The organism is Desulfobulbaceae bacterium (genome assembly GCA_015231515.1).
In the GTDB taxonomy this organism is placed as follows: Bacteria; Desulfobacterota; Desulfobulbia; order Desulfobulbales; family VMSU01; genus JADGBM01.
The window spans coordinates 1-23,975 of the sequence record JADGBM010000017.1; the positions used below are offsets into that span (position 1 = coordinate 1).

Consider the following 23,975-nt stretch of genomic DNA (forward strand, 5'->3'; position numbering starts at 1 on the left):
CAACTGCTCAAGATCAAGGTCTGCCACAGCCGCCCCATTCTACCGTTACCGTCAGCAAAGGGATGAATAAACTCAAACTCGTAATGAAAAACAGAAGAGGCAATCAGGGGATGGTCGTCACTGTTCGCAATCCAGTTTAATAAATCCCGTATCAGTTGAGGGACCATTTCAGCGCTTGGGGCAACATGGATCACCTCACCAGCCTTCTTGATACCGACACTGCCCCGACGAAAGAGACCAGACTTTGCCAATACGCCTTCCATCAGCATCCGGTGGGCTTTCAGCAGGTCTTCTTCGCTTGTCATGTCAAAGTGGTTCAGACTCTCATAAGCCTTGATAGCCCCATGTACCTCAGCAATTTCACGGGCTGAGCCGAGCACTCTTTTACCATCAACAATATCACTGACCTGCTCCAGGCTTAACGTATTGCCCTCAATGGCCAATGTGCCGGTGATCGTTTTTACCAGGTTGCCTTTACGGAGTTTTGGTGAACCGGGGGCAAGGCCTGCCGCATCAATATAACCAACTGCCTCGCTGATCTCGCTGACCAGCGACAGAATTTGTTTGGTTATGGTAAAGGGTGGTTGGTAATTTTCAGTCATGCAGAGCGTTTACCGTGAGCTATTTCCTTTGACATGCGAGCTATATCCTCTACTGACTCAGCTGCATATTCGCAGGCATCTTTTATCTTGTCAAGGGTTCCTTCTAGCTACCCCCGGATTGCAACGAATTTCACCGGACACCACCGGACAACAAAAAACCCGCAAAGCTTAAAGCCATGCGGGTTTTTGTATTGCACCGGACGTTGCCGGATTATGTGCTGGTGGCGATGCAGAGACTTGAACTCCGGACACCACGGATATGAGCCGTGCGCTCTAACCAGCTGAGCTACATCGCCATAATTCACGAGGGAAGAGGACAACTCCTCCCTTCGAGAAGAAACCCATATAACACATTTGAAATATAAAAAAAAGACCTTCTAGAATTTTTAAAATAAAAAAAGGCAGGGCCACGGCTGACCCTGCCTTATCCAAGGAGGAGAGTTAAAAGAGTACAGAAATAAACATCAAAGCATTCTGTGCAATTTGATTAACATGTAAAGCAATCGACGTGCCAACAACAGGACGATCCAGTCAAACCCTTTAAAATCAAGCTGTTACACAACAAAAGCATTCTCCATCTTTATTTCGATGATGCACAGACACCCAACTTTGAGGGTATTTTTACCCAGCCAAGGTTATACTCACCCATTTCGAACTCAAAACGATATAACCAACTGTAAAAAAAAAGCCGCCACTTGCGTGACGGCTTTTTTCATCACACTTCAGTGAACATATCTACTCTACTTTTTGATCGTAGCGCTCTTGATAATATTTTTTCATCGCCTCAACTTTTTGAGGATCAAACCCTTCAATAAACCAGACGTGGCGCGGATCACTCTTTATATACTTCGTGAGTATCTCTTCATAGACTTCAGGCTTTCCAGCCTTCTCGCTGGCCTCTTTTGCCTCCGGCAGCAACTCTGTATAGAAATGCTTTGCCACTTCATAAATACCGTGCCACCAGGCATAGTCAGGACCAGACATTGCGGCGCCGTGGCGGGCTCTTCTTCCTTCATGGTGCCACAACTCCCAATAAATCCAGTCGATCTTATCATCAAAGTTACTCTTCGAAATGACACCTTTTTCCATGAGCAGACTGCGTATCTCTTGGGCTGGAACAGCAAATTTACTGTTATACAGATCCACAAACTGATCCAGCTGACTATAGAACCCCGAAACAAAGGCCGGACCATGGCACGATTGGCATACATCAGTCATGTTGCCCAGTTTCTTTTGCCAGTTATCAGTTCGTTTGGACACTGGAGCCCGCAGATCCCACGCCAGTCTCTCACCCACGTCGTGGGTAACCGGGAGATTTGCCGTTGCGCCCATGTGGCAGGTTGTGCAGGTTGGGGCATCATAATAATCCTGACCAGGCACCCACTTCGGATTGTCCATGTTCAGCTCGTCTTCGTAGGCACGATATAAAATTCCATGCTTCGACTCTTCGTATACCTCTTTTTGTGGGTGATCAGGGCCAAGATGACATTTACCGCAAACTTCCGGCTTGCGGGCCTGTGCCTTACTGAATCGATGCCGGGTATGACAGGCAGAACATGTTCCCTTTGATCCATCAGGATTGACGCGACCAATACCGGTATTAGGCCAGGTGGCAGGATCCAAAGTTCCATCTGCGTTTGTCTTAACAATTGAACCATGGCACTGGCGACAACCAACTGCAACAGCCGGTTCACCACCAATTGTTTGGCCCAAAAGCCCATCCTGAGTATTTAATATATCGCCAGCCTTAGCATGATGGCTTGCCTCCTGCTCAGCTGTTTCCTTGGGATGGCATTTACCACAATCTCGAGGAGAAACAATGGAAGCCACAAAAAAACCGTTATGATCCATTGCATCGGGCTCTCCCTTCTGGGCGCCATGGCATTCATAACAACCGACGCCAGCATTCCAATGGCTGCTTGACTGCCATTGATCAACCAGGCCTGGCATCATCTCCGTATGGCAATCAAGACATTTCTGCGTTTCAGCAGAAACTTTGGCTTGGGCGTCCATTGCTATGCCACTGGACAATAAAGCCACACCTAAAAAAACTCTCCACGCAGTTCGCATTGTTCTTCCTCCCATTTCTGTTTTTAATTTGCTTTCCTACAACCTTTGACCATACAATTAATTTAGCCAGTTTCTTTAGCACAAAGAGAAATTCTATCACGATGTTCACCTGTTGGGTCAAGCACTTTATTCAAGCAATTAAAAATTAAAAAATTTTTTCAGTCTTGACCTAAGTCAAGGATCAGGCTGGCCTTCCCGTGTATAGTTTAATTGAACCTGCCGGAAAAACCGTCATAGGAGCGCGGCAAAAGACCCATAGTCGTGCTCACATAAATAATTTTTTAATTGCACCATAACCCCAAAGGAGAAAATCATGAATTGTAATCAATGTGAACAAACAGCAAAAGGAACGGCATGCACCACAATCGGTGTCTGCGGAAAGTCAAACTCAACAGCTGCCTTACAGGATCTGCTTATTTACGCATCCCAAGGTATAGGTATTTATGCCACAGCGGGAAGGAAGGCTGGTGTCATCGACGCGCAGGTTAATAAATTTACCTGCGAAGCTATTTTTTCGACCCTGACCAATGTAGACTTTGACGACGCACGCCTCACAGCACTTATTACTACAGCCATTACGCTCCGGGATGCGCTTAAGGCTAAAGTTGCCGCGGCCGGTGGCGATGTTTCCAGCACTGACGATGCTGCAACCTTTACACTTCCCACAACCGAGGCGGACATGATCAGTAAAGGGGAATCTGCCAACCTGCCTTCAAATAAGATTGAGAATGCGGATATCTTGTCACTCAAGGAAATTCTTCTTTATGGACTTAAAGGGCTAGCTGCGTACACTGATCATGCCAGAATTATGGGCCAAGAAGATGACACCGTTTACGCCTTTATCCATGAAGGGCTTGCCTCGCTTTCACGAACAGATATCGACCTGAATGGCTGGGTTGGCCTTGTCCTGAAATGCGGCGAAGTTAACTTACGGGCAATGGAGCTTCTCGATGCTGGTAATACCGGCACCTACGGTCACCCTGTACCTACCGAGATTCCACTGGGCGCCAAAAAAGGTAAAGCCATTCTGGTTTCAGGACACGACTTAAAAGATCTTAACAACATCCTCCTCCAGACCAAAGGCAAAGGCATCAACGTTTATACCCATGGTGAGATGCTGCCCACCCACGCCTACCCTGAGCTGAAGAAGCACGATCATTTTTACGGCCATTATGGTACTGCCTGGCAGAATCAGGCTAAAGAGTTCGCAGAGTTTCCTGGCGCAATTGTTATGACCACAAACTGCATTCAGAAACCCAAAGACAGCTATGTAGATAACATCTTTACAACAGGCATGGTGGCATGGCCAGGAGTAAAGCATCTTGGCGATAAAGATTTCTCTCCGGCAATCAACCGGGCCCTTTCAATGGCTGGATTTACTGAGGACACCGACAAAGGTACCGTCATGGCTGGTTTTGGGCGTAACACCGTATTATCGGTTGCCGACAAAGTAATCGCCGGCGTTAAAAACAAAGATATCCGCCATTTCTTCCTGGTTGGTGGTTGCGATGGAGCAAAGCCTGGCCGAAACTACTACACCGAATTTGTTGAGCAGGTGCCTTCAGACTGCATGATTTTGACCCTGGCCTGTGGCAAGTTCCGTTTCTTTGACAAAAAACTTGGTGATATCGGCGGCATTCCTCGCCTGCTCGACGTTGGGCAGTGTAATGACGCCTACTCGGCCATTCAAATTGCCTCTGCCTTAGCCGGCGCCTTTGATTGCGGCGTTAACGATCTGCCCCTTTCATTCGTTCTTTCATGGTACGAACAAAAGGCTGTAGTAATTCTGCTGACGCTTTTTTATCTCGGAATCAAAGATATCCGACTCGGACCCAGTCTTCCAGCTTTCGTTACTCCAAACGTCCTGAACGTACTGGTTGAGAACTTTAACATCATGCCTATCACCACCCCGGAAGCTGATTTAGCTGCCATGCTAGGTTAATTTGTAACTCGGAGACATACTATGCAATGCCCAGGTCAAGACAGTCGCTATTGGGACAATGAGGCAATTTTTGAGGCAAATTGTTCTAAATGCGGAACTATAGTCGAGTTCTTCAAGGATGATAATAAGCGAAAATGCAGGCAATGCGGGAATGAGATGCTCAATCCCAAGATTGACTTCGGCTGCGCATCTTATTGCCCCTATGCAGAGCAATGCCTGGGCAGTCTGCCTCCGGAGATGATCGCTAAAAAACAGGAGCTGCTTATCGATCGTGTTGCCATTGAGTCAAAAAAGATGCTGGCTCAAGATTTTGCCAAAATTTCTTTAATGACCAAGGCAGCCCGATTTGCGAATACAATTATCAAAACAGAAGACGCGGCAAACAAGGCGGTTGTGATGATTGCAACCTATTTTCTGCCTTTTGCGACGACTCTCACTGAGGCAGAAAGTAAGGCCACCGCAATTGAACAGATCCGTTCCAGGCTTACCTCGCTAGGTGCCAACCCCGGAATTGTTGACGAAGTCTGTACAATTCTCAGCGATCCACTGAAGGTTGCCAGCGACGGTAACATTAACCACTGCATTGTTCACGATAGCCTTATTCTCTCGCATATTGCCAGCAACCCTGAGGGAACAAACCGGCCCGCTTTGCTGACGAAAAGTGCCCAGGAACAGGCAAAACAACTCACCCAAAACGCGCCATAAGCCTAGACTTCGAAGTGAGTTCTAAGGCATTAAAGTTCATAAGTTATGAGGTCAAAAAAATGAAAGTATTACGAAAGATAATTGAAATCGATGAAGATCTTTGTACCGGATGCGGCCAGTGCATTGTAGACTGCGCTGAAAGTGCCCTTGAGATTATCAATGGCAAAGCAAAAATTGTTGCCGATAAATACTGTGATGGCTTGGGCGCCTGTATGGCGGGATGCCCAACCGGGGCCCTAACCATTGTTGAGCGCGAAGCGGATGACTTTGACGAAGAGGCTGTCGAAGAACTTATTCAGAGTAAAAAAGCGACTGAAGCACCGAAAACTTCTGCATGTGGATGCCCATCAGCCCAGATACAAAACTTTAAGCCCCTTGGCCAGACTCCTTGCCAGCAGGCGAACCAGCCAAAGGTGCAAGCAAACTCAGACTCGGCCCTCAGCCACTGGCCGGTTCAGATCCGTCTCGTACCACCCAGTGCACCTTTTCTGCAAAATGCCGATTTGCTGATTGCCGCAGATTGCGCGCCAATCGCTTATGCTGGATTTCATCAGGATCTCCTGCAAGGACGCGTTGTGCTCATGGGCTGCCCCAAATTTGACGACGGTGAGTCCTATGTGCAAAAATTTACGGAGATTTTTTCTCAGGTAGCAGTAAAATCAGCAACCGTTGCCATTATGGAAGTACCGTGCTGCCAGACAATGCGACACATTGTCCAAAAAGCACTAACCAATTCCGGGAAATCTATTGCTGTTGATGTTGTGACCATCAGCACACAGGGCAGCGTTATCAAACGGGAGAAGCTCTAAGTTTGTGTGATTAGTGACCGTTAAGCATTTTCTCTTTGATCTCTCGATGTTTTCCGGTAGAATGAAGGTCATCATTAGAATCAATCAGTACGGAGCCATTCAATAGAGGTTGAGAGTATGCTAGCAGAACGAGTTGCCGAATGGACAAAACAGTGGGAAGAACAAGGGATTCAGAAAGGGATTCAGAAGGGTTAAAGGTCAAGTCCGCTTGGCTTTAGCATAATTGTTGTGTTTCGCCAAGTACAACTCAACTACAACTACGCGCAGTGTCACCCCCAACCGACGGTAATCCGTCGCATGCTATCACCGCCAAGCAACAAAACAGGCCAGGCAAAACCATAACTAATTGACATAAAAGGAAAATTGCTATTGGCACACCAATTGCTTTGTGTTAGATGCACCAAATCTTATAACTTCAAAAAAAACAGAGCAAATCAAAACCATCATGACAAAATTAGCACTCATCCTCGCCCTACTAGTTACTCCATTACTTGCATTCATCAGCGAAGGTTTCACACCAGACAAAACAGGCTTCCCCTTTCTTGCTGAAGACGAGATAGTGTCGCTATCACCTTCAATTACCCACAACAACAGCACCCTTTTAATGGGTACTCAAACCAAACATACCCTTCTAGAAACTCGCGCCCAATGAGTTGATTCATATTGCCAGTTCATACTTTTTAACCTCCCCCACATAAGGATCGCATGCCATATCCAATAATCAGCACTGCCAACGAGTTATCTAGCTTTGCCTCTGAGCTTGAACAAGAGCAAGTAATTGCCGTTGATCTGGAGGCTGATTCGATGCATAATTATCGCGAAAAAGTCTGTCTGCTCCAGTTTTCCACGCCAAGTCGCACCGTTCTAGTCGACCCATTGGCAATAGCCGACATTTCCTGCCTGCAAAAGGTTCTTGCTAATCCGGCAATACGCAAGATATTCCATGCCGCCGATTATGATATACGTTCTTTATATCGAGATTTCAAACTTGAGGTACGCGGACTCTTCGACACCATGATCTGCTGTCAATTCCTTGGCGAAGAAAAGGTTGGCCTTGCCGCAATATTAAGCAAATACTTCGATGTAACCCTAGATAAAAGGTATCAACGGGCAGATTGGTCGAAAAGGCCGCTGCCTCAACCAATGATCGCCTATGCAGCCTCAGACACACTCTATCTGCATAAACTTGCCGCGCTGCTGGCAGAACAGCTCCAGCAGAAAAATCGCCTGAACTGGGTAAGCGAAGAGTTTGAGATTCTTGAAAAAGTCAGGCACAGTGAGACCGAGGCCCCACTGTTTTTAAAAGCCAAGGGCGCCTGGACACTTCAAGGGTACCAGCTTGCCGCCCTTGAAGCTCTGTTGCAATGGCGCGACAAGGAAGCCTGCCGCCTTAATCGGCCCTTATTTAAGGTCGTTGAGACCAATGTCCTGTTGACCCTGGCCAAAAACAGTCCAGCAACTCCGGCTGATTTAGACAAAATGGCACTTCCACCAAGCATTTTGAAAAAAAATGGTAATCAATGGCTGAAGATCATAAAGGAAAGCCAATCCCTGCCCAAGGATGACCTCCCTACGTTCCCGACCCAAGAAAAAAGTATCGACGATTCGGCAACAAAAAGACGAATTAACACCTTAAAGAGATGGCGAACCGGCAAATCTCTGGCAGTTGGCATAGATCCAGGGATTATGATCAACACCGCCCTTCTTGAAGAGATCGCCCGCGAACCTCCAGCCACTATTGATGACCTAGAAATTTTTGCTGCACTCAAAAAATGGCAGCGCAGTGAGCTTGGCCCTGAGATTATTCAGATCCTGAATAGCGACTCCGACCTATAGGCCGGCAGACTATTCATCATACATTTTCCTAACCCGAATCTCAGTATGCGTCTGGTCTTTGAGAAGATCAACCAGATCCTGCGGATCGGTTCCACGATAATGGTAGGGATATAAGACCGCTGGCTTAAAGGCGCGGACAGCATCAGCCACCATTTCAGGATTCATCGTATACGGCAGGTTCATGAGTCACAAGAATGAGATCCGCCTTTGACAGCTTACCGTAATCTGCCATTTTACTGACCGGATCCACGTGAATCACCTTCCCCTGGTACTCAAACATGAGGCTGGCATGTTTCAGGAACGTAATCGTCAACTCACCGCCATCAGTGGAAATCTTGTCTTTGAGATACTCAGCCGACGCGGCACCAACAAAAAAGAACTACAGAAGACAAAGGGCAATAAATAGCTTTTTCATAATTTCTCCTTTTTGAAACCATCATTTTTTTTCATGCTCTTCAGTAAGGGGAGACCTTTAACCTGCAAACATACAGGCAATGAGCCAACTACCTACTTGTATTTATTGCAAAAGAGAGATTGCCTCTCGAGCCAGCGCACCAAGAGTTGTCTCTTCAAAACGACGGTCTTTATAGAGGGTTACCACGGAAGAGTCCCCCACAAACTTATGAAGAACAGGAAGCGATTGCTTATCATTAAGAAGACCTGTAGCATAGACAGCTCCGGCCTTAACACGAGTATCCGCAGACCCGAGATAGAGAGGTAGATACGAGAGAGAATTTTTTTCGACAAGCAACTGCGGGTAAACCTGAGCCAGACGGCCAAGACCCCACATGAGCCCCCGCTGAAGTTCCGGGAGTTCCAAGTAAAACCCTTCTTCCCGCATAAATGAGACAAGTATATGAGTATACTCCTGCGCAATCTTAGGATGCACGGCGCACACTTCGCCGATTACTTCAGGAATCCCCCAGCCTATCCCGCCAGACTCATCATTTAACATCCACATAAAACGGCGCATAACGACCCGGGCTGATTCAAAATCCGTCTCAGCCGTCGCCCCGACGACCTGGCCAATGGCAGTAACTGCATGCCACTTGACCACCTTATCGCAACTGCATAGTGATGACAAGAGCGGCTTTAAAACCCTGCCCTGCTCATAGGTACTGAGCTCAATCAGGGCTTTTTCAAGATCAGCCGCTCGCAGCAACTCTGTCACTTTTTCTTTAACAGCTCGTATACCCATAACTAAGCCAGATCCGCAGGTTCGTGTTAGTTTCTAGGTTTAGCCGAATATTTTATCCAAGGTCTATCCATGGCGTGTGTTAAAAAAACGTCGTTTAACTTTACACTTTTAATTTTTAACTATCGACGCAGCCGACTTAACCCATCGCAACAACAGCTTGGCCGATCTTCGATCCTAACTCCTTACACTTGACAAAGTCTTCATCTTTCGGCACATTTTTGACCCGTAGACCTTCGTCAACCACTGAAATCTCCATCTCTTCCATTGCGGCATTCAGATGTTTCACAGCTTCTCCGCTCCAGCCAAATGAGCCAAAAGCAGCACCAATCTTACCCTTAGGTCGCAGCCCCTTGAGATACGTCAGGAAGTCTCCCATGCGTGGCAAGAAGCCGTTATTCAAGGTCGGCGAGCCAAAGACAAGCGCGCGAGAATCCAGCACTTCTGTCATAATATCGCTCCGGTGGTTGACGGCCAAATCCAGCATTTTGACTGACACCCCCTCTCGGCCGATAGCACCACCGATGGCAACCGCCATTTTGGCTGTGCTTTTCCACATGGAGTCATAAATAACAAGGGCCTTCCGCTTCGTTTCCCGCCGACTCCACTTGTCGTAGGCAGCAAGAATATCAGCCGGATTATTACGCCAAATCAAACCGTGATCCGGAGCAATCATGTCTATTTCAAGCCCTAACTCCCCAACTTTTTCCAGCAACTTCTGAACATTGGGGGAAAACAGATGCAGGATATTGGCATAATACTTTGCGGCATGTGTCATCACCTCACCGATAGCCAGTTCATCAACATAACGCTCCGTCGAGGCAATATGCTGGCCAAAGGCATCACTGGAAATCAGCAGCTTGTCTTCTGCAATATAGGAAAACATGCTGTCTGGCCAATGAAGCATTTTAGTTTCCAGGAAGGTCACAGTCTTCTTGCCCAAAGAAAGTGTGTCCCCGGACTTAACAACCTCAATAGGCCAATTGTTGGTATCAAAATGGGAGTGCAGTGCTTTTTCTCCCATAGGGGAACAAAATATTTTTTCAGGCTGCACCTCTTTAATGATATCCGGAAGGCAGCCTGAATGATCCATTTCAACGTGATTAACGATCAGATAATCAATTGACTTTGGATCAACCAACTCCCTTACATGGTAAAGCAAATCTTCCTTGAACCCCGCCTTGACCGTATCAAAGAGGGCAACCTTCTCGTCCATAGCCAAAAAAGCGTTATAGGTCGTTCCTTTGTAGGTCGAGTAGCCGTGAAAATCACGTACATTCCAGTCCACCGCACCAACCCAATAAATATCCTTTTTAATCTCCACTTTGCCCATTGCGACCACCCCCTTATAAAACAGCCGCCGTTAAGCCCACAGAGAGCTTAGCGGCGGGATTTGTCAATTTTAACGATGTGTACCAGTCCTGGTATAACTATTTAACCGGAAGAGTAAAAACCCGCTGACCAAGTTCCTGATCCAGGGTAAAAAGACTGCTGGCATCGCTGCCGATCATCTTCAGTTTATGAACGATGGCAGCAGCCGTGGACTCTTCCTCAACCTGTTCAGAAACAAACCACTGCAAAAATATATTGGTGGCATGATCCCGCTCGTCCAAGGCTAAATTCACGAGGTTGTTAATCAAACCGGTGACCTTTCGTTCGTGAGACAATACATTTTCAAACACTGCCAATGCAGAATCCCATTCTGCTTGGGGCTTATCAATGGCCCCAAGGATCACACGCCCGCCACGTTCATGGACAAAATCGTACATCTTCATGCCATGGAACATCTCTTCCTGGGTTTGATTCTTCATCCAACTTGCCATTCCAGGGAGTCCAAGCCCTTCACAGGAGGCACTCATAGCCAGATACAGATACGCAGAGTATAGCTCAGCGTTGATCTGATCATTAATGGCCTTTTCAATATTTGCGCTCAACATTGTTTAGGCCCTCCACAAACCATGAAGATTACAAAATTCCCGCGCGCTGACCGTATCGCTGTCTACAGCGAAGAATGCCTCCGGCTTTGCGCCAGGCTTCAGGGTCTGCCTATACACTTTGTTCCCGGCAATAAGTTCAATGAACTCAATATAATGACTCTCCTCCATCGGGTGAGCAACAGATCCAACCTTCACGCTATATCCGCCATCAACCTTTTCGATGACCGGAACATGTTTCTCCTGGGCGGCATCAACGCTGTTTTCTTTAAGCAGAGTCATCGGCTGACCGCAACAGACAAGCTGGCCGGCCCCACCGTGAAGAGTTTCTACAATGTTACCGCACAACTCACATTTATACACTTCCATCTCTTTAGCCATTTGCTCTCTCCTTGTTTATATTTATTACCAATTTTCGCACAGCAACTCAAAGTAGGCCTGTGGATGAGCACAAGCCGGGCAAGAGGCCAGGGCTTCCTCACCCTCATGAACGTAGCCGCAGTTCAAACATCTCCAAGCTACCGAACCATCCTTCTTAAAAACTTTACCATCATCAATATTGGCCGCTAAACCTTTATAGCGTTTTTCGTGTTGTTTTTCAGCCACCGCAATTGATTCAAAGATTGTAGCTATATTGGAAAGTCCTTCCTCCCGGGCAATTTTAGCAAACTCAGGATACATCGTCGTATATTCGTAATATTCCCCAGCTGCCGACTCCTTGAGGTTCTCAACAGTTGAACCAATCACGCCAGCGGGGAAGCTCGCAGTAATTTCCAGTTCCCCACCTTCCAAGAGCTTGAATAGACGCTTGGCATGCTCTTTTTCCTGGTTTGCCGTCTCTTCAAAAATCGCCGAGATCTGGGCAAAACCTTCATTCTTAGCAACCTTTGCAAAGTAGGTGTAACGATTTCTCGCCTGTGATTCACCGGCAAAAGCCTTTAAAATATTTTTTTCAGTTTCTGTTCCCTTTACTTTAGACATACTTTTCACCTCAAAAAGAAAATAAATAATTACCTATTGGCACTCTGGGCAAACACCTATAAACTCTAACCGGTGCTTTATCATTTGATAATCAGTATACGGCTCAATAGCGCTATCCAGATCAACTCCGGGGTCAAAATCAACATCTTCAACCCGTCCGCAGTTTTTGCATCGTAGATGCGAATGAGTCATAACGTTGCCGTCAAAACGCTTTTTAGTACCACCAACATCCAGCTTCTGAATAACCCCGGTTTCAGAAAGAATCTCCAGATTTCTGTAAACGGTACCCAGGCTAACATTTGGAACGCGCTTGCGCACCATCTCATACATGTCGTCCGCAGTTGGATGCGTTTTAACGGAGCAAAGCTCCTCAAGAATAACCTGGCGCTGTTTAGTCATCCGAAGCGATGTGTTTTCTAGCATCTTCTCACCTTTCAAGTAATCTGTGACCTCACCTTGATACGGTTCAGTTCACAGTGCTCCGACTATCGGAAATCGTTGAGGGGCTATTAGGAAACAATTCTTAATTAGTAATTATTACTGATTATAATACTCACTAAAAATGATTGCAAGATAATAGTATGACACAATGACAGTGTTATGATTACTCGCAGGAGCGTAATTGGGAAACCAAAAACATAGAAACATCTCCTGTAGATGATAAAAAGTTATGCGTTAATGAAGAGTTGCTCTGCTATATCTCATCAAGCCCAAAGGCTTTACGAATAAAGTCTAGTTTCATTTTTTGGCCCTGCCCTTCGACGTCATCCTTAAGAAAACGAATTGGGTTATGCATAATTTTATTTGATAATGATGCGGCCAACGCCTCAATTGATTTAACCTGTTTCGGGCTTAGTTCTTTAAGATTACTCAGTGTTTTTTGGAGCTCTGCTTCACGCAATTCATCTATTTTCTGCCGGAGTTCAACAATAGTAGGGGTGAGCTCCATGCTCTCAAGCCACTTGCTAAACTTAAGGGTCTCCTCCTGAACAATCCTTTCAGCTCGGTCAGCTTCCTTGTTGCGCCCAGACTTATTGACCTCCACAACATCTTTTAAGTTGTCAATGTCGTACAGGTAGACGTTATCAAGATCATTAAGCTTAGGATCAAGATCCCGGGGTACAGCAATGTCGATCAGAAATAAGGGGCTGTTCATCCGCTGCCGCATGATAGGTTTAACGTCATCACACAATAGCACAAGATCCGTCGCCCCTGTGGAACTAATCAAAATATCGACACTTTCAAGTTCTGAAACCAGTTCCGTTAACGATACCGCCTTGCCATTAAACCGCTTAGCAAGCTTTACAGCATTTTCAAGTGTTCTATTGGCAACAACAACTTCTGCAATTCCTTGGGCGATAAGATGCTCGGCGGCCAACTCGGCCATCTCGCCTGCGCCCACCAGCATAACTTTCTTGTTTTCCAGACTGCCAAATATTTTTTTGGCCAATTGCACAGCGGCATAGCTAATGGAGACAGCACTGCCACCAATGTTGGTTTCTGTGCGAATACGCTTGGCCACCGAAAACGATTTATTGATAAATTTGTTAAGTATGGGCCCCAGGCTTTTCAGTTCTGTTGCGTCTCGGTAGGCGCTTTTCAGCTGACCAAGAATTTGGGGTTCACCTACGATCATTGAGTCCAGACTACAGGCAACTCGAAACAGATGGGTTACTGCCTCAACACCCTGGTGGACATAACTATATTTTTGAGCCTCAACATCATCCAAACCGCTCGCTGCAAAAAGTAACTTACGTACTCCCACAGCCGTTTCTTCAGGGTTATCGCTGGCACAGATAACCTCAACACGGTTGCAGGTTCCAAGGAAACAGCATTCACGATTACCAGGCAGCTTTTTAATCGCGACCACTGGATTCTCACAGTTCCCAGAAAAGGCAAGTTTTTCACGCACTGCAACAGGCGCAACCTTATGATTGACGCCAAAAACAAGTAGTTTATCAGCCTGCATAGGAATGTAAACCTCCCAACAGGTACGTAACACCCCACAGCGTAAAAAGGCAGGCACCAAACCCTATCATGGACATAATAGCCGCCCTTCTCCGCCGCCAGCCCATGGTAAAGCGAAAGTGCAGCAAGGCCGCATAGATAAACCAGGTCACAAGTGACCATGTCTCCTTGGGATCCCACTGCCAATAAGATCCCCAAGCCTGTTTTGCCCATATTGAGCCTGTGATAATACCCAGTGTAAGGAGCGGAAAGCCAATTGCCAAACAGTGGTGATTTAAATTGTCGAGCGCCTCAAGCGAAGGAAGCCGACTGTAAAAGAGTCCAAAACGCCTGGCCTTAATCTCCCGCTCCTGAAGCAGATACATCACCCCGCCGCAAAAGCCCAAGGCCAAAAAGGCATTGGCCAGGAGGGCAATGGAGGCATGAACCGGCAACCACTTACTTTGCAAAGCCGGTGGCAAGGGAATAGCCTGCTGGGAAGACATTGAGGCAATAACCATAAGCAGGGTAATACACACGCTCACAAAGGTGCCAAAATTTTTAACTCGATACCGCCACCGGAAGATGAGAAAGCCCCAGGTCATTGCCCACGCGAAAAAGGAGACCGACTCGTGCATGCTGGTAATAGGTGTATGCCCCACCTCATAATACCGAGTGATCAAGGTAATGGTATGAAAAATACCGCCCATCAAGAGAATCAATCTGGCGGTGGCTCGTATTTTTTTGTCTTGATTAGCAAAATAGAGAAGGTACATCACCGCCGAGGCGATATAGGTAAGAAAAGTTATTTTAAATATTAAGGGCATTTACCAGACTCCTTTTTAAGAACTGTTAATTCAAACAGCCATTAAGATCTTGCAGAAAAAACCATTAAGCGTAGCACCTTATTGCTGGATCAGCAAATAGGCCCACGTTTGAATCGTATACACCCTAAGGATACAAGAAACCTAATGGCATGACAAGTAGTCAAGATTGCAATCGTTGCTGTATTGCTTCAACCGTATTCACTGTCAATTGCTTGCCAATACAATGATTTACAATATCAATAACTGCTCCAGAATTTCCTTCTTCAATATGCTTAAGGATGTCACTTCCCAGAATAGCATTAAACATACGTTCGTTTTCCTGCTGGGGCAAGTTAGTTTGTATCACTTCCGGCCTGACGATGCCCATAATATCATTAAGCACGGTATAGTTTTCGTCAAACTCCTGTTCCAGTTTTTTCCTCAGCATTTTGGCAAGAGCAGGGCTCTTACCCCCAGTTGAAACCGAGATCGAAAGGGAGCCCCGCTGAACTCTGGCAGGCAGAATAAAATTGCATTTCTCCGGAACATCGGCAACATTAAGCAATGTGTTCAACTGCCGGGCATCATGGAACACTTCTTCCTGGGCACCCTGATCATTAGTGGCGGCAATGACCAGAAAAGCACCGACGATATCACCCTTGCTATATTTTTTTTCGTGCCAGATAATTTTGCCCTGAGCATGCAAGGCAGCAAGCTCTGCATGTAAAATCGGACTGACAACACTCACCGAGGCATTGCATTCTAAAAGCCCCCTGACCTTTCGCAGCGCAACTCGTCCCCCACCCACCACAACACACTCCCGACCTTTGATATCAAGATATGCCGGATAGAACATCATGACAATATTTCCACTCGTATTTTTCCTTCCAGGGCTTCGGCGAACAACCGGGCATCGTCTGCTGAGCCGACAATCGAATCATAATGCATTGGAATTGCTACCTGGGGCTTAATATCCAAAGCGGCCTGCGCAGCTTCGGCAGCTGTCATCACATAGGTTCCGGAAACCGGGAGCAAGGCTATATCCGCGCGCATATCTTTCATTTCCGGAATATAATCCGTATCCCCGGCATGATAAACCCTTACCCCTTCAACTGTAACGATAAAACCGAGCCAGCCATTCTTCTTTGGGTGAAACTTTTTATTGATATTGTAAGCGGGAACGACTTCAACCGAGAGGCCGGAAATTTCTATTTTGTCCCCAGGGGCAGCAACAGTAACAAGACCAGTCAGCTTTTCCGCCACCCGCGCATCCGTTACAATAACAGTCCGGCCCGTCACTATTTTCGCGAGATCTTCCGGGGAGAAATGGTCTCTATGTTCATGGGATATAAAGATGAGATCGGCAGGGGGGAAAATGTTACCCGCTAGCTGGAAAGGATCAAAGTAAATTGTTTTACCCTCAGCTGTGAGACAATACCCGTCATGCCCCAACCAGGTGAGCGACTGTAGAATAGTTTCAACCATATGCTCTTCCATTAATATTTTATCAAGGTAATCAAAACTTGCTTATCGTATCACGAAGTCTGTAAAGATAACAAAATTTAAAACAAAAATAATTCAGCTCCCAGCCGAGCAGAAATTTATCAGATCCTGAGCAAGAACCTACAAAAAAATAGTTAAAGGCAAAACAAAAGCGCCCTGTACAAATCTATTTTGCAAAAATTTTGCCTGCCGGCTACACTCTGAGAGTAGCCCTAAAATATTGATTCAGTCATGCTCTGTCAGCAACCCAAAAGGAAAAGCTATGCTCACTGGAACTATAGCAGTAACAACTTCGGCAAAGATTGAACTCATTGACGTCACAACTCAAATCAACAAGGCAATTGCAAATTCGGGCTGCAAGGAAGGCATATGCTACCTTTACAATCCACACACCACTTCTGCCATCACCATTAATGAGGGGGCCGACCCTGCCGTACAGGAGGACATGACTACAGCTCTCAAGAAACTTGTTCCTGCCAACATCAACTACAAGCACCTGGAAGGTAACTCGCCCGCCCATATCATGACAACTCTGGTTGGCAGCTCCGAGATTGTCTTTATCTCAAATGGGTCTGTCAATCTCGGAACCTGGCAACGTATTTTTTTCTGCGAGTTTGATGGCCCCAGAAGCAGAACCCTGAACTGGAGAATTATCGGGGCAAACCGGCCGCCTTACCAAAAAGACAGCTGCTACTGAAGCATTACACCCTTCCGAAGCTCTTCAAGTTCAAGCTGCCGAATACACTGCATCAGTTTCATCTCCTCATTCGGCCTGGGCTCAAAACTCACCCCCACACAGAATTTTTGCTGGTCTTTTTCCTCAAATGAGCGAACACAAACACCTTGAGAGATATGAAGCGCCTCCACCCCCTTTTGATCTGCACCTTCATCTCCAGGCAGAGGATGTAATTCAATCTCGATACCAGTGATGACCTCCTGATCCTTTATTTTTTCTGGCCCCTCTCCTTTGGCAAAACACATCATCAGTCCACCAGCACTGATATTAACCAAAACAACATCAGTAACCGGCCCAGAACTTCGCACAAAGGACACTCTGCTCGACGATGGCACCTCAATTCGGAAATGAGCTCGTCTCTGCAACCGAAAAAGTTCTGTCGGAAATTTTGTTTTTACGGTATCTTTTCCAACTTTAACAATAGAGACCGTGAAATGGTTCCAGACCTTCGCCTCATCTTTAAAGGCAACACGAACGTTTTTCAATTCTGGCCAATCCATCGGCTTATCAATTGTGAGAGTTTCAGCGTCAAAAGACACAAAAACGGTCATTCCGGACTGGTACCCTTTGGCCAGCAACACAAGCACTCGGCGCTTTTGCATGACAACTGACAACGTCCGCTTGATAATTTCAGGAGAGTTGGTTCTTTCGTAACCGTTTTCCTCAGTTGTCCAAACGCCGGGTGTTTTCGAGTTTTTTGCCATACAGGTATATATTCCTTATCCAACAAGGTAAACAAAAGACCATTAACCGCAGGGCATACACTCCGGCTCCGAAACTATTTCTAAGGTAATAAACTTTCAAATGACAGATACCAATCAGACAAATTCGGTCAGCAGCATCTGTTTTGGCCTGAACAGAGAGATCGACGAGGCCTCCCTTCGAGCCCTTTGCCAAAGATTCTGCCGGCAGAGCTTACTGACAACACTCATCCCCCGTCTTTCAGACCAGGAGTTAAACGATCTTGCTGATAGCATTTTTTCTGCAATGAGAAAGCATCTTTCCAAGGAAGAATACCATGCCCTGTTTCTTAATGATTATAGAGAAAAAATCGATATAATACAAGGAGATAACCACGTTGAGCATAATTAATGACCTATCAACATTCATCGATCTCTTAAAAAAAGAGTCTGAGCTGCATGTTATCGATATCGAAGTTGACCCATATCTGGAAATTGCCGAGATTCATAGACGGGTTATTGAAAGAAATGGGCCAGCCCTTCTATTTACCAACGTAAAAGGCAGCACATTTCCTGTAGTAACCAATCTTTTTGGCTCTAACCAAAGACTTGAACTGGCCTTTGGTAAGCGTCCTCAAAATTTTGTAAAAGGCCTGGTGGAAACCGCCGAGAAACTCGGCCCGCCGACTCTGAGCCAACTCTGGTCAAAAAGGAATCTTTTCTGTCAAGCACTGAAAATCGGCACAAAGTCTACCAACCATGCCCCGGTTTTAGAGCACCATTTCTCCAGACCACAACTGACCAAACTGCCAATGCTCACCTCTTGGGATACCGATGGCGGTGCCTTTGTGACCTTGCCACTGGTCTACACTGAACATCCAGAAGGTCACGGCCACAACCTTGGCATGTACCGGATTCAAAGATATGACGACTCAACAACTGGCATTCATTGGCAAATTCATAAGGGCGGCGGCTACCATTATTTTGAAGCGGAGAAAAAAAACATCTCTCTGCCTCTCACCCTTTTCATTGGCGGCCCTCCGGCCTTAATGATGGCGGCTATCGCCCCGCTCCCGGAAAACATTCCGGAGCTTCTCCTGGCTTCATTGTTACTCGGGGAAAAACTTCCCCTCACCAAGAGTCCGACAGGGCACCACCCGCTTGTGGCCACTGCAGAATTTGCAGCCCAGGGTTTTGTAGCCCCTCATACACGAAGGCCCGAAGGACCTTTTGGTGATCACTACGGCTACAACTCACTCACCCACGACTACCCTGTTTTTGAGGTAAAAGATCTTTACTGCCGCAAAAATGCTATCTACCCGGCAACTGTTGTTGGTCGGCCCCGCCAGGAAGATTATTACATCGGTGATTTCCTGCAGGATCTATTGTCACCACTGTTTCCGCTGGTCATGAGTGGCGTTAAACAACTGAAAACTTTCGGCGACACTGGTTTTCACAGCCTGGCTGCGGCTCGGGTTACAAATCGTTACCCAAGAGAAGCTTTTGCCTCGGGCTTGCGTATTCTTGGGGAAGGACAGCTGTCCCTCACAAAATTTCTTATCGTCACGGATGGTGAAATTGATGTTGAAGATTTTCCCAAATTATGGGTCCACGTCTTAGAAAGAATCAACTGGCGAACCGATCTTTTTGTCTTTGCAAATGTCTCCCAAGACACCCTTGACTATACCGGCCCTTCAGTAAACAAGGGCTCAAAAGCTTTAATGATGGGCCTGGGCAAAGAGGCAAAACGAACCCTACCCAAAAGCTTTCAGGCTGAACTTCCGAACTATCTGACCAGTCCCCATGTCTATCTGCCCGGCACCCTCGTGGTGCAAGGAAAGACGTATGCCGAGGAGAAAGAGTTGCCGCAAAGGATCGCCGCAGAACCTGCCTTAGCCGACTGGCCCGTTATCATCCTTGTTGATGACACCAAAAAGGCAACACACAGTCTTAAGGATTTTATGTGGAGTCTGTTTACCCGATTTGAGCCGGCCGGAGATATTTATGGCGCTCAATCAACTATCCAACGATTTCATGTAGGTCTTGAACCACCAATTGTTTTTGATTGCAGGATGAAACCATGGTACCCACATATCCTTGAGGTGGATCCAGCCACCAAAAAACTGGTGGACAGCAAAATCGACAAGCTTCTACCTCCATCCCTACGCTAATTTGGTCAAAGAAAACATGTATGCACACATGAGTTCCAGGCCTGGCACAGTATATTTTTTATATTTTTTTCTCGTTGGGCCAAGAATTTGCACAATCAACACAACGAAGGCATATTTTTCCGCACAAATTGTGTTAAATTGGTAGGATGAACGAAAATAAATGGAGTACGTTATGAAGATAGATGGCATTAAGAATCAACGAATTGCAGATAAAAGCTCTGTTAAAAAAAGTAAGGCTGCTGGTGAAATCAATTTTTTTTCATTGCTGGAGGGCCAGCTTCACCCACCTGAACCAACAGCTACCGTTCAGTCGACAAGTTTTACCGATGAACCAGCTGTGCCGGCCCAACTCCGCCTTGATGGGGTTTTCATCAGTGAAAACACAATCGACCTTCTTGAATCCTTCGAAAACAGTCTTGAAAATCTTACTCTTACTGAGACCGACCTTACACCTATCATCGATGCCTTGGAACACGGCACCACCTCGTTACTCGATATTAAAGAACAACTCCCCAAGGATGACCCTTTGGCCCTTCTCATTGACCAGGTAGCAACAATCAGTATTATTGAAACTGAAAAATTCCGACGCGGTGACTACAGCTAATGGAAGAGCGTTTACAAAAAATATTGGCTACAGCTGGCCTTTGCTCCCGACGCAAGGCCGAAGAATACATCCTTAAAGGCCGGGTTGCAGTTGATGGAAAAATAGTCACAGAAATGGGTCTCAAAATCGATCCTGTAAAACACACCATCACCGTTGACAATCAGCCATTAAAAAAATCTAAAAAGAAAATCTACCTACTACTGAATAAACCCGCTGGATATGTTACGACACTCAGCGACCCCCAAGGACGGCCAATTGTCACATCACTTATTAAAAATATATCTGAAAGAGTTTTTCCGGTAGGGCGGCTGGATTTTGAAACAGAAGGGGCCTTGCTGCTCACCAACGATGGCGACCTAGCCCAGAAAATACTCCATCCGAAATTTGAAATTCGTAAAACCTATCTTGTTCTTGTGGCCGGAAGAGTTACCCGGGAAAAGATCGATTCCCTGGAAAAAGGAGTTATGCTGAACGGCAAAAAAACCTGGCCGGCCAAGATAGAAGTTATTGAAACTACAGCTAAATCATCAAAATTAAAAATAATTATTCACGAAGGCAGAAAACGCCAAGTCCGCCGAATGTGCGCCGCAATTGGACATACCGTAACCTACCTGAAACGCATTGCCTACGGGCAATTGAACCTTGGCAACCTGCCCCTGGGCAAAACCCGTTTACTCACCAAAGCTGACCTGCAAAAACTTTTTTCGTAAAATTCTTTGTAAATTTTCTTTACAAAAAATAAAATGCTTTATAACATCAAATAGTTAGTGGCTTACTCCTGGAAATATATCGTCAGAAAAACAGGAGTGGGATCTGTTTTGTTGGGGCAACAGTTACTAGTTGCTTGCACTGATCTGGTAATCAAGTTGCAATTGTATACCGTTGGCAACAGAACAAACCTCACGCACCCCTTTTGGGTTTTCGAGAGCCTTAGACCGCATTGCTTAGCTAGTACATGATTACTTTTACGGAGGCTGTGATGAATAAGTCAGAGTTGATTGATGCCATCTCTCAGGAACTCAATCTGCCACTGCGTGAAGCAGGGTCAATTACCGATACCATCCTGAATACCATGGTTGATGCTATGGCTAAAGGTGACGCTATTGAGATCCGCGGGTTTGGCAGTTTTGTAGTGAAAAATTACGAAACGTATTATGGTAGAAATCCGAAAACCGGCCAGAAGATTGAAGTCCCGCCCAAAAAGCTGCCTTTTTTCAAAGTGGGCAAAGAACTTAAAGAGCGAGTTAACACATAGCCTGAATCACCCTTCAGACAACTTCACCGACGAGATCATATGTGTGAGCCTCAGTAAATTTGATTTTCACAATATCACCTGCGGTACAGCTCCCATCATTAATATAGACACAACCATCGATATCAGGGGCCTGTAAACGCGTACGTCCTTCCATCAACAAATCGGTTTCCGAACTTAGTCCTTCTACAAGTACACTCTCAACTGTGCCAACAAACCCAGCATTAATCTCCTGCGATATTTCAGCCTGAACTGCCATAAGACGAGCCATCCGTTCCTCTTTTTCGAAGTCAGAACAGTGATTAGGCAACTTTGCAGCGTCACAACCGTCTTCATTAGAATACGGAAAAATCCCGACATGATTGAGCCTGTATAACCGCATAAACTTCTCAAGCATATCAACATCAGCAGGGGTTTCCCCCGGGAAACCGACAATGAACGTCGTTCGAATCGCAGCTTTCGGCAAAATTGTCGCTATGCGGGCAAATAACTCTTCAATTTTATTATAGCCATACGGGCGGTTCATTAAACGCAGGATTGAATCACTGACATGCTGAAGCGGGATGTCAAAATATGGCAACAGGCGTGGGTTTGCAGCAACTAATTCCAGATGAGAATCCTTTATTCGATGGGGATACAAATATAAAGTGCGAATCCATGGGATCCCAGTTTCTCTAAGCAGCGCCTGCAACAGAGCCGGGAGATCAACCTTAGGCCCCCGCAAATCGATACCATATGCTGTAAGATCTTGACCTACGAGGGTAAGTTCCTTGACCCCCTGAGACTCCAGACGCTGTGCCTCAAGAATAATATCGTCAAGCTCTCGACTGCGAAGTTTGCCTCGGATTGAGGGAATCATACAGTAGCTGCATCGATTCGAGCACCCTTCAGTTATCTTCAAATACGCTCTATGAGCTGGCGTAGAAAGGGTTCGTTCATTGGTACTGTTCATCAAAAATACAGGCTGCCCCAGCAACACCTCGGCAGAAACCCTTTGGCCTAACAGAACCTCCACCCGTGCAGCTATATCGATAAAGCCGTCGGTACCAATAAACAGATCAACTTCAGGCAGTTCGGCTTTCAAGCTATCACCATAACGCTGAACCAAACAGCCCGTTACGACTATCAGTTTTTCCGGATCATTTTTTTTAAACTCGATCAGTTGCAATATTTCATCTATCGCCTCTTCAACGGCAGACTGAATGAACCCACAGGTGTTAACCAGAATAATAGTGGCCTCGGCCGGATCTTGACAAACGTTGAAGCCAGATTTCTGCAACGAACCAAGCATCAGTTCCGAATCCACAAGATTTTTTGGGCAACCCAGGCTGACCAGATAGAGCTTTTTCATTATAATTCACCACCAAGACAACATTCGAATATCAATTCACAGACCTGAGCGCATTTGCCCTTAAAGCCTTTGTCTGAAAAGCCCGATTGCCAACGATCACCGGTTAGCAGATCTGAGACAATCATTACCGCAGCAAGTTCAACCCTACGAAAGGCTGCGACCGATATCAGCGCCGAAAACTCCATGTCGACAGCCATACCTCCAAGACCACCATAACGCGCAATCTTCTCACGTGTTTCACGATATGGCGCATCGGTGGTCCATATCTTCCCCGAAGTCGGTTCAATATTTATCTTCTTAAGACAGCTTACCAGGCTTTCAGAGAGCTGTTGGGAAGAACACGGTTCATCGGCAAGGGGATAATGTTGAGAAGTCCCCTCCTCACTGAAAGCACTGACAGGCAAAAACAGATCGCCAACTGCAAGCCTCTTGCTGATCGCACCACAAGTACCAAACACTATAATCTTCCTGGCTCCCAAAACAATAAGTTTTTCAAGCGCCAGAACTGCCATCGGCGCACCAACAGCTGGCCCACAGATGTAAAAATCATCTCTGCCACCTGACACCCGCAACAATTTAGAGTTGTACAAAAATAACTGTTTGGCCGAATATCTTTTGCTTAGCGTGACAAACCTGAGCACGTCAGCCGGATTTGGACATAAAACCACGGTCCCGGAAATTTCAGCCTCACCCTTTTCACGTCGCGGTGAAATGAGACATTCAGTATCCATTTATAGAGTCATGCCTCGGTTAAATTTTCAGCTCACAAACTGTAATTGCCTGCAAACAGACGACATACAACGCAAAAAGGCTGCCAAGGATACCCTCGACAGCCTTAAAACAGAACTATT

At 46.2% G+C, this 23,975-nt stretch carries 27 protein-coding genes, 1 tRNA gene and 1 pseudogene; 12 read left to right on the top strand and 17 right to left on the bottom strand.

Translation table 11 applies throughout. From position 1 onward, the window contains the following. From HQK80_04585 to HQK80_04595, 3 genes are all read right to left on the bottom strand, one after another. The coding region (locus HQK80_04585) for a Fic family protein (GenBank protein ID MBF0221499.1) at positions 1 to 602 on the bottom strand (602 nt) is incomplete at its 3' end. A gap of 219 nt (positions 603 to 821) precedes the next feature. Then, a tRNA-Met gene (locus HQK80_04590) sits at positions 822 to 898 on the bottom strand. Positions 899 to 1,337: 439 nt separating this feature from the next. Further along, positions 1,338 to 2,672, bottom strand: a complete 1,335-nt coding sequence (locus HQK80_04595; GenBank protein ID MBF0221500.1) for a cytochrome C552 — start codon at positions 2,670 to 2,672, stop codon at positions 1,338 to 1,340. Positions 2,673 to 2,985: 313 nt separating this feature from the next. Between HQK80_04595 and hcp the strand changes: the two genes are divergently transcribed. The 5 genes from hcp to HQK80_04620 all read left to right on the top strand — a co-directional run bounded on the left by hcp (position 2,986) and on the right by HQK80_04620 (position 7,964). Further along, positions 2,986 to 4,614: a hydroxylamine reductase gene (hcp, locus tag HQK80_04600; GenBank protein MBF0221501.1), complete on the top strand. Its 1,629-nt coding sequence runs from the start codon at positions 2,986 to 2,988 to the stop codon at positions 4,612 to 4,614. A gap of 21 nt (positions 4,615 to 4,635) precedes the next feature. After that, positions 4,636 to 5,319, top strand: coding sequence for a phosphohydrolase (locus tag HQK80_04605; GenBank protein MBF0221502.1), 684 nt, complete (start codon positions 4,636 to 4,638; stop codon positions 5,317 to 5,319). A 59-nt stretch (positions 5,320 to 5,378) separates the two neighbouring features. After that, positions 5,379 to 6,128, top strand: a complete 750-nt coding sequence (locus HQK80_04610) for a 4Fe-4S ferredoxin (protein ID MBF0221503.1) — start codon at positions 5,379 to 5,381, stop codon at positions 6,126 to 6,128. 388 nt (positions 6,129 to 6,516) lie between these two features. Further along, complete coding sequence (locus HQK80_04615; GenBank protein ID MBF0221504.1) at positions 6,517 to 6,780, top strand: hypothetical protein; 264 nt, start codon at positions 6,517 to 6,519, stop codon at positions 6,778 to 6,780. 53 nt (positions 6,781 to 6,833) lie between these two features. Further along, positions 6,834 to 7,964 carry a ribonuclease D gene (locus HQK80_04620; protein ID MBF0221505.1) on the top strand — a complete coding sequence of 377 codons (1,131 nt, stop codon included), beginning with the start codon at positions 6,834 to 6,836 and terminating at the stop codon, positions 7,962 to 7,964. Between the two features lie 9 nt (positions 7,965 to 7,973). Here the strand turns inward: HQK80_04620 and HQK80_04625 are convergent. Next, positions 7,974 to 8,244: pseudogene (locus HQK80_04625) on the bottom strand (hypothetical protein). Here HQK80_04625 and HQK80_04630 point away from each other — a divergent pair. Beyond that, on the top strand, positions 8,215 to 8,370 hold the full coding sequence (locus HQK80_04630; protein ID MBF0221506.1) for a hypothetical protein: 156 nt from the start codon (positions 8,215 to 8,217) through the stop codon (positions 8,368 to 8,370). The pseudogene HQK80_04625 and the gene HQK80_04630 sit on opposite strands and share 30 nt — an antisense overlap. 111 nt (positions 8,371 to 8,481) lie before the next feature. On the opposite strand, the gene HQK80_04635 is transcribed toward HQK80_04630, so the two are convergent. From HQK80_04635 to HQK80_04680, 10 genes are all read right to left on the bottom strand, one after another. Then, positions 8,482 to 9,162, bottom strand: coding sequence for a HEAT repeat domain-containing protein (locus tag HQK80_04635; GenBank protein MBF0221507.1), 681 nt, complete (start codon positions 9,160 to 9,162; stop codon positions 8,482 to 8,484). 136 nt (positions 9,163 to 9,298) lie between these two features. Beyond that, positions 9,299 to 10,492: an FprA family A-type flavoprotein gene (locus HQK80_04640; GenBank protein ID MBF0221508.1), complete on the bottom strand. Its 1,194-nt coding sequence runs from the start codon at positions 10,490 to 10,492 to the stop codon at positions 9,299 to 9,301. A gap of 97 nt (positions 10,493 to 10,589) precedes the next feature. Then, a complete protein-coding gene (locus tag HQK80_04645; protein MBF0221509.1) occupies positions 10,590 to 11,096 on the bottom strand; it encodes a ferritin in 507 nt (168 codons plus the stop codon). Between the two features lie 3 nt (positions 11,097 to 11,099). Continuing rightward, positions 11,100 to 11,474: a desulfoferrodoxin gene (locus HQK80_04650; protein ID MBF0221510.1), complete on the bottom strand. Its 375-nt coding sequence runs from the start codon at positions 11,472 to 11,474 to the stop codon at positions 11,100 to 11,102. A gap of 24 nt (positions 11,475 to 11,498) precedes the next feature. Next, positions 11,499 to 12,074 carry a rubrerythrin family protein gene (locus HQK80_04655; GenBank protein ID MBF0221511.1) on the bottom strand — a complete coding sequence of 192 codons (576 nt, stop codon included), beginning with the start codon at positions 12,072 to 12,074 and terminating at the stop codon, positions 11,499 to 11,501. A 33-nt stretch (positions 12,075 to 12,107) separates the two neighbouring features. Beyond that, the gene (locus tag HQK80_04660; GenBank protein ID MBF0221512.1) at positions 12,108 to 12,497 is read right to left on the bottom strand and encodes a transcriptional repressor; all 390 of its coding nucleotides are present in this window, start codon (positions 12,495 to 12,497) and stop codon (positions 12,108 to 12,110) included. Between the two features lie 271 nt (positions 12,498 to 12,768). After that, on the bottom strand, positions 12,769 to 14,043 hold the full coding sequence (locus HQK80_04665) for a glutamyl-tRNA reductase (GenBank protein ID MBF0221513.1): 1,275 nt from the start codon (positions 14,041 to 14,043) through the stop codon (positions 12,769 to 12,771). Continuing rightward, positions 14,033 to 14,848 (bottom strand): c-type cytochrome biogenesis protein CcsB, encoded by an 816-nt coding sequence (ccsB, locus tag HQK80_04670; GenBank protein MBF0221514.1) that lies wholly within the window; start codon positions 14,846 to 14,848, stop codon positions 14,033 to 14,035. Before ccsB ends, HQK80_04665 begins: the two co-directional genes overlap by 11 nt. A 160-nt stretch (positions 14,849 to 15,008) precedes the next feature. After that, positions 15,009 to 15,686 (bottom strand): bifunctional precorrin-2 dehydrogenase/sirohydrochlorin ferrochelatase, encoded by a 678-nt coding sequence (locus tag HQK80_04675; protein MBF0221515.1) that lies wholly within the window; start codon positions 15,684 to 15,686, stop codon positions 15,009 to 15,011. After that, positions 15,683 to 16,312 carry an MBL fold metallo-hydrolase gene (locus HQK80_04680; protein MBF0221516.1) on the bottom strand — a complete coding sequence of 210 codons (630 nt, stop codon included), beginning with the start codon at positions 16,310 to 16,312 and terminating at the stop codon, positions 15,683 to 15,685. The genes HQK80_04675 and HQK80_04680 overlap by 4 nt, the downstream gene beginning before the upstream one ends. Before the next feature lie 280 nt (positions 16,313 to 16,592). On the opposite strand from HQK80_04680, the gene HQK80_04685 reads away from it, so the two are divergent. Further along, a complete protein-coding gene (locus tag HQK80_04685; protein MBF0221517.1) occupies positions 16,593 to 17,027 on the top strand; it encodes a YjbQ family protein in 435 nt (144 codons plus the stop codon). Here the strand turns inward: HQK80_04685 and HQK80_04690 are convergent. Next, a complete protein-coding gene (locus HQK80_04690) occupies positions 17,021 to 17,770 on the bottom strand; it encodes a PilZ domain-containing protein (GenBank protein ID MBF0221518.1) in 750 nt (249 codons plus the stop codon). The two genes, HQK80_04685 and HQK80_04690, sit on opposite strands and share 7 nt — an antisense overlap. A gap of 100 nt (positions 17,771 to 17,870) precedes the next feature. On the opposite strand from HQK80_04690, the gene HQK80_04695 reads away from it, so the two are divergent. The 5 genes from HQK80_04695 to HQK80_04715 all read left to right on the top strand — a co-directional run bounded on the left by HQK80_04695 (position 17,871) and on the right by HQK80_04715 (position 21,776). Next, positions 17,871 to 18,158 carry a hypothetical protein gene (locus HQK80_04695; GenBank protein ID MBF0221519.1) on the top strand — a complete coding sequence of 96 codons (288 nt, stop codon included), beginning with the start codon at positions 17,871 to 17,873 and terminating at the stop codon, positions 18,156 to 18,158. Next, positions 18,151 to 19,917, top strand: a complete 1,767-nt coding sequence (locus HQK80_04700) for a UbiD family decarboxylase (protein ID MBF0221520.1) — start codon at positions 18,151 to 18,153, stop codon at positions 19,915 to 19,917. Before HQK80_04695 ends, HQK80_04700 begins: the two co-directional genes overlap by 8 nt. A gap of 172 nt (positions 19,918 to 20,089) precedes the next feature. Continuing rightward, positions 20,090 to 20,521, top strand: a complete 432-nt coding sequence (locus tag HQK80_04705; protein ID MBF0221521.1) for a hypothetical protein — start codon at positions 20,090 to 20,092, stop codon at positions 20,519 to 20,521. After that, on the top strand, positions 20,521 to 21,231 hold the full coding sequence (locus tag HQK80_04710) for an rRNA pseudouridine synthase (protein ID MBF0221522.1): 711 nt from the start codon (positions 20,521 to 20,523) through the stop codon (positions 21,229 to 21,231). The genes HQK80_04705 and HQK80_04710 overlap by 1 nt, the downstream gene beginning before the upstream one ends. Before the next feature lie 269 nt (positions 21,232 to 21,500). Further along, the gene (locus HQK80_04715; GenBank protein ID MBF0221523.1) at positions 21,501 to 21,776 is read left to right on the top strand and encodes an integration host factor subunit beta; all 276 of its coding nucleotides are present in this window, start codon (positions 21,501 to 21,503) and stop codon (positions 21,774 to 21,776) included. A 13-nt stretch (positions 21,777 to 21,789) separates the two neighbouring features. Here HQK80_04715 and rimO read toward each other — a convergent pair whose 3' ends face one another. Together rimO and HQK80_04725 are read right to left on the bottom strand one after the other, a co-directional pair. Then, on the bottom strand, positions 21,790 to 23,124 hold the full coding sequence (gene rimO / locus HQK80_04720; protein ID MBF0221524.1) for a 30S ribosomal protein S12 methylthiotransferase RimO: 1,335 nt from the start codon (positions 23,122 to 23,124) through the stop codon (positions 21,790 to 21,792). Further along, positions 23,124 to 23,855, bottom strand: coding sequence for a nucleoside phosphorylase (locus HQK80_04725; protein ID MBF0221525.1), 732 nt, complete (start codon positions 23,853 to 23,855; stop codon positions 23,124 to 23,126). Before HQK80_04725 ends, rimO begins: the two co-directional genes overlap by 1 nt. Between the last annotated feature and the right edge of the window lie 120 nt (positions 23,856 to 23,975).